At 65.0% G+C, this 4,634-nt stretch carries 3 protein-coding genes and 2 pseudogenes; all 5 read left to right on the top strand.

Annotation, left to right across the window (positions count from 1 at the left end; all coding sequences use genetic code 11):
- Positions 1–1,138, top strand: a pseudogene (locus Y708_RS29965) (hypothetical protein); the annotation flags it as partial.
- A gap of 51 nt (positions 1,139–1,189) precedes the next feature.
- Positions 1,190–2,182: a tetratricopeptide repeat protein gene (locus tag Y708_RS0116390; RefSeq protein WP_028280760.1), complete on the top strand. Its 993-nt coding sequence runs from the start codon at positions 1,190–1,192 to the stop codon at positions 2,180–2,182.
- Positions 2,182–3,279: an NADH:flavin oxidoreductase/NADH oxidase gene (locus Y708_RS0116385; RefSeq protein ID WP_028280759.1), complete on the top strand. Its 1,098-nt coding sequence runs from the start codon at positions 2,182–2,184 to the stop codon at positions 3,277–3,279. The genes Y708_RS0116390 and Y708_RS0116385 overlap by 1 nt, the downstream gene beginning before the upstream one ends.
- 48 nt (positions 3,280–3,327) lie before the next feature.
- Positions 3,328–4,140 (top strand): ABC transporter ATP-binding protein, encoded by an 813-nt coding sequence (locus Y708_RS0116380; protein ID WP_028280758.1) that lies wholly within the window; start codon positions 3,328–3,330, stop codon positions 4,138–4,140.
- A pseudogene (locus Y708_RS29960) lies at positions 4,122–4,634 on the top strand (transporter); the annotation flags it as partial. The gene Y708_RS0116380 and the pseudogene Y708_RS29960, both read left to right, overlap by 19 nt.

Genomic DNA, 4,634 nt, shown 5'->3' with positions numbered 1-4,634 from the left:
GCGGCCCGCTGCCGTGGGATCACGGGCCTATGCACGGCAGGAGAGTCGGCGTCGCGAAGGGCGGCGGGGATTTTCCGCCCTGCCCGCGCCGCTCAAGGCGTCACTGGCCACGGTCCTCGCAGTTGCGCTCGGAAGTACAGCCGTTGGGGGCGCGCACGCGGCAACAAGCGAGCCGGCGCCGTCGTCGTCTGACGCCGCCGCACCTTCCGGGGCAACTTCCGCACCAGCCGTACCAGCCGAGGACGGGGAATCCTTTCCCGTGGTGCTGGAAAGTCAGCTGAACCGTATCCTCGACTCGGTCGGCACAACCGTGGCCGAGGCTGATGCCGCGGCGGACGCCACATTGCTCGAGCCTCGGGTGACGGAGGCCGCGTTGGCCCTCCGCAGCGCCAATTACTCCGTCCGGTCGCAGGCCGGCGATGTCGCGGCGCCCACGCCCGTTGCGGCGGGCCCGGTCTTGACTTCCATGGTGCCAACCGGTAGCGAGTGGCCCCGGACCGTTGTCGCTTTGACGCAGGGAGAGGGAAACCCGGTGCCCCATGCCTTGGTCCTGCTCCAGGCCGACCCGCGGTCAAACTACAAACTGAGTTCGGCCATCCAGATGCTTCCGGGCACAACGTTCCCCACCACCGGTTCACCCGAGGGCCTGGAGAACGTTCCCCTGGATGAGGCTGGCGATCTGACGGCTTCGCCGCAGGCGGCCATCGAGTCGATCGCTGACTTCCTCACCACGCCGGACGGCGACAACCAGGAAACATTTGAACCCAACTCGTTTGCCGACGCCATCACGTCCTTCCAGTCGGACGTGGTTGCGGATCCGGACAACGAGTCCGCCGAGATCACCTTCGCGCACAACGCGGTGCCGGAAAACACCCACGCCATATCCACCGGCGACGGCGGGGCGATGGTCTTTGGCTATCTGGACCACACCTATTCCAGCATTCCCGAAGGAGCCGGCGACTCCATCACGCTGGAGGGAACCGTCTATGAAACCCTGACGGGGGAGGACTCCACCGAGGAGGGCATCGATGTCCGGTACGGCGAAGCCGTGATGATGTACGTGCCGCCGGCGGACAGCGGGCAGAAACTCACGGTGATCGGCGCAACGCAGCAGCTTCTGTCGGCAGACCTGCGCTAGCCTGACACCGATCCTGGTTCAAAAGCGACATTCGAGTAATAAGGTGAAACCATGACTACTCCCAGCAACAGCGGCGCCTTTGCGCCATCTTCCATGAACCTTCGCGGTGCGGTGGACCTCTCGGCACTGAAGGCACGGGCGCAGGCACCGCAGCCTCCGATCCAGGGGGGCGGGCAGATGCCAGCGGATGGCGGTCCGGCCAACGCGCAAGGCAGCGCCTACATTGTCGATGTAACCGAGCAGGTGTTTCCTCAGCTGGTGCAACTCTCCGCCCAGGTGCCCGTGGTTGTTGCGCTGGGAGCCTCCTGGAGCGAGCAATCGGCGCAGGTGCTCGCTGTCTTGGAGACGTTGGCGGTTGAATACGGTGGACGCGTCCTGCTGGCCAGGGTTGACTTCGATGCGCAGCCACAGATTGCGCAGGCTTTCCAGGCCCAGGGTGTTCCCACGGTGGTTGCCATTCTCAAGGGACAGCCTGTGCCGCTGTTCGAGGGCCCGACCGCCGAAGCGCAGATTAGAACCTACGTTGAAGAGCTGATGAAGGTCGCCGAGGCCAACGGGGTAACAGGCTCGCTGAACGACGACGCCGGCGGACAGGCAGCCGGCGAGAATGCAGAGCCGGCCGAGGTACCCCTGCCACCGTTGCACCAGGAGGCATTCGACGCCATCGAAGCCGGCGACTATGCAGCCGCTGCTGCCGCCTACCGCAAGGCACTGGCGGAGAAGCCAGCCGACGCCGATGCGAAAGCGGGCCTGGCTCAGGTGGAGTTGATGCAGCGCGTTGAGGGCCAGGACGCTGCCAATGTTCGGAACCACGCTGCTGAGAACCCGGACTCTGTGGACGCCCAGCTTGCCGTCGCGGACCTGGACATTGCGGGTGGACATGTGGAGGACGCCTTCGCAAGGATAACGGCGTTCATTGGACGCACGGCTGGCGAGGACCGCGAAACCGCCCGTGTGCGGCTCATCGACCTGTTTGACGTCGTCGGAACGAGTGATCCGCGTGTTTCGAAGGCCCGCAGCGCACTGGCGCGGGCGCTGTTTTAGTGGTTACCGCACCGGGGTTGTTTGACCCGATCACGCTGCGGGGTCTCGAGGTGAGCCACCGCGGATGGGTGGCGGCGATGTGTCAGTACTCGGCTGATGATGGCCACACGCCCGGCGTACCCACGGATTGGCACCTGATGCATCTGGGGCAGTTCGCGGCAGGCGGAGCGGCGTTGATTGTCACCGAGGCCACCGCCGTGAGTCGCCAAGGCATGATCAGCCCGCGGGACACCGGTTTGTACACTACGGAACAAGCCCGGACCTGGCGCCGGATCACCGACTTTGTGCATTCGCATGGAGCGGTGGACACCAAGATTGGCGTGCAGCTGGCGCACGCGGGCAGGAAAGCCTCCTGCTACTGGCCGTTCAGCGGAAAACGTGGTTCCGTTCCGTTCCAGGATGGTGGTTGGCAGACCGTCGGACCTACGGACGAGGCCTTTGGCAGCTACGCCCAGCCGCGGCCGATGACCGAGCCGGACATCCTGTCGGTGATCGAGGACTTCAGGCGCTCCGCGGGTCTTGCCCTTGAGGCAGGCTTCGACACCATCGAGATCCATGCTGCTCATAGGTACCTGCTGCATCAGTTCCAGAGTCCACTGGTCAACAACCGGACGGACCGGTGGGGAGGCGATGAGGAGGGCGGCCGCAGGCTCACGCTTGAAGTCATCGACGCGGTGCGCGGCATCATCCCCGACTCGATGCCGCTGCTGCTGAGAATTTCCGCTTCGGACTGGAGCGACGGCGGATTGGACGGGCACAGTTCCGCACGGCTTGCCGCCCAGGCCGCGGCCCGCGGAGTTGACCTGGTGGACGTTTCATCCGGCGGTGCCATTCCCAACGCGGCGATACCGGCGGAACAGGGGTACCAGGTTCATCTTGCTGCCGAGGTGCGCAGCGGAGGCGGTGTTCCCACCGGAGCTGTGGGTCTCATCAATGACGCAGGGCATGCCGACCATGTGATCCGGAGCGGCAGCGCGGATGCGGTGCTGATCGCCCGCGCGGCGCTGCGGGACCCCCACTGGTGGCAGCGGGCCGCCGCTGAACTGGGCCTGGAGCTTCCTTGGGCTCCTCAATACGAGCGCGCCGGTGGTTTTTAGTCCTTTTGGATGAGGCATCCGGGGAACCGGCGTTGCTAGCGTGGTGAAATGACTTCACTACCTTTGCCCTCGGAAGCCGCTGCGCCCGGCGCTGCGCCCGACCACGGAACCCCCGCGTTGGTGATCCGGGGCCTGGCGAAGAGATTTAGCGAGAAGATTGCGGTCAACGGCATTGACCTCGATGTGCCGTCCGGTTCCTTCTACGGTCTGGTTGGGCCCAACGGTGCAGGCAAGACCACCACGCTGTCCATGGCCACGGGACTCCTCCGTCCCGAGCACGGACAGGTGTGGGTGCACGGCGTGGATGTTTGGGCGCGCACGCTCGAAGCGAAGAAACTCATGGGCATCCTTCCGGACGGAGTCCGGTTGTTTGACCGGTTGACGGGGGAGCAACTGGTGACCTATGCAGGTCTGCTGCGCGGCATGGAGCGTGAACAGGTGGCACAGCGGGTTACCGACCTGCTTCAGGCGCTGGATCTGACCAACGACGCCGGAACCCTCGTGGTGGACTACTCGGCCGGTATGACCAAGAAGATTGCGCTGGCATCGGCCCTGATCCACGCGCCGAGCCTGCTGGTGCTCGATGAGCCGTTTGAGTCCGTTGACCCGGTGTCGGCTGCGAATATCCGGGACATCCTGGCAACGTACGTCAAGTCCGGCGGTACGGTGATTGTCTCCAGCCACGTGATGGATCTGGTGCAGCGCATGTGCGATCACGTGGCGGTGATCGCCGCCGGCCGGGTCCTCGCCGCCGGAACCGTGGACGAGGTGCGGGACGGAGCAAGCCTGGAAGACCGGTTTGTGGAACTGGTCGGTGGAAGAAATACCTCGGAAGGGTTGTCGTGGTTGCGCACCTCGTAAGGCTGAAGCTGACCCTGCTGCGGAATTCCCTCCGACGCAGCGTCGGCCAGCTCATTGGTGTCATTCTTGGCGGACTGTACGGGCTGGGGTTGCTTGTACTCCTGGTTTTCGGCCTGTTTGCGCTCGGATCGGCAGATACCAGCCTGATCCGGACCGTCCTGGTGATCGGCGGCTCAGCGGCGGTGATCGGGTGGATCGTTGTTCCCCTGGTTGCATCCAGCGTGGACATGACACTCGATCCCGCCCGCTTTGTCACGTTCGCCGTACCGATGCCGCAATTGCTTGCCGGCCTGACCATCAGCGGACTCATCGGCATCCCGGGCCTGGTGACCTTGATCGCGGCGCTCGCGCAGGCGGGTGCCTGGATCCGCTATCCGGCGGCTGCCCTCGCCGCCGCCATTTGCGGTGTGCTGGCTGTGCTGCTGTGCATCGTCGCCTCGCGGCTCGTCACGACGGCCGCCACCTCCCTATCCTCGTCCCGACGGTTCAAAGAC

This window comes from Arthrobacter sp. H5 (assembly GCF_000520595.1).
In the GTDB taxonomy this organism is placed as follows: domain Bacteria; phylum Actinomycetota; class Actinomycetes; order Actinomycetales; family Micrococcaceae; genus Arthrobacter_D.
This window is presented reverse-complemented; position numbering and strand designations above follow the sequence as displayed.

Bases quoted from the DNA above. Each gene is read 5' to 3' on its own strand.
- Y708_RS0116390 (WP_028280760.1), top strand. From the start codon at position 1,190: ATGACTACTCCCAGCAACAGCGGCGCCTTTGCGCCATCTTCCATGAAC.
- Y708_RS0116380 (WP_028280758.1), top strand. From the start codon at position 3,328: ATGACTTCACTACCTTTGCCCTCGGAAGCCGCTGCGCCCGGCGCTGCG.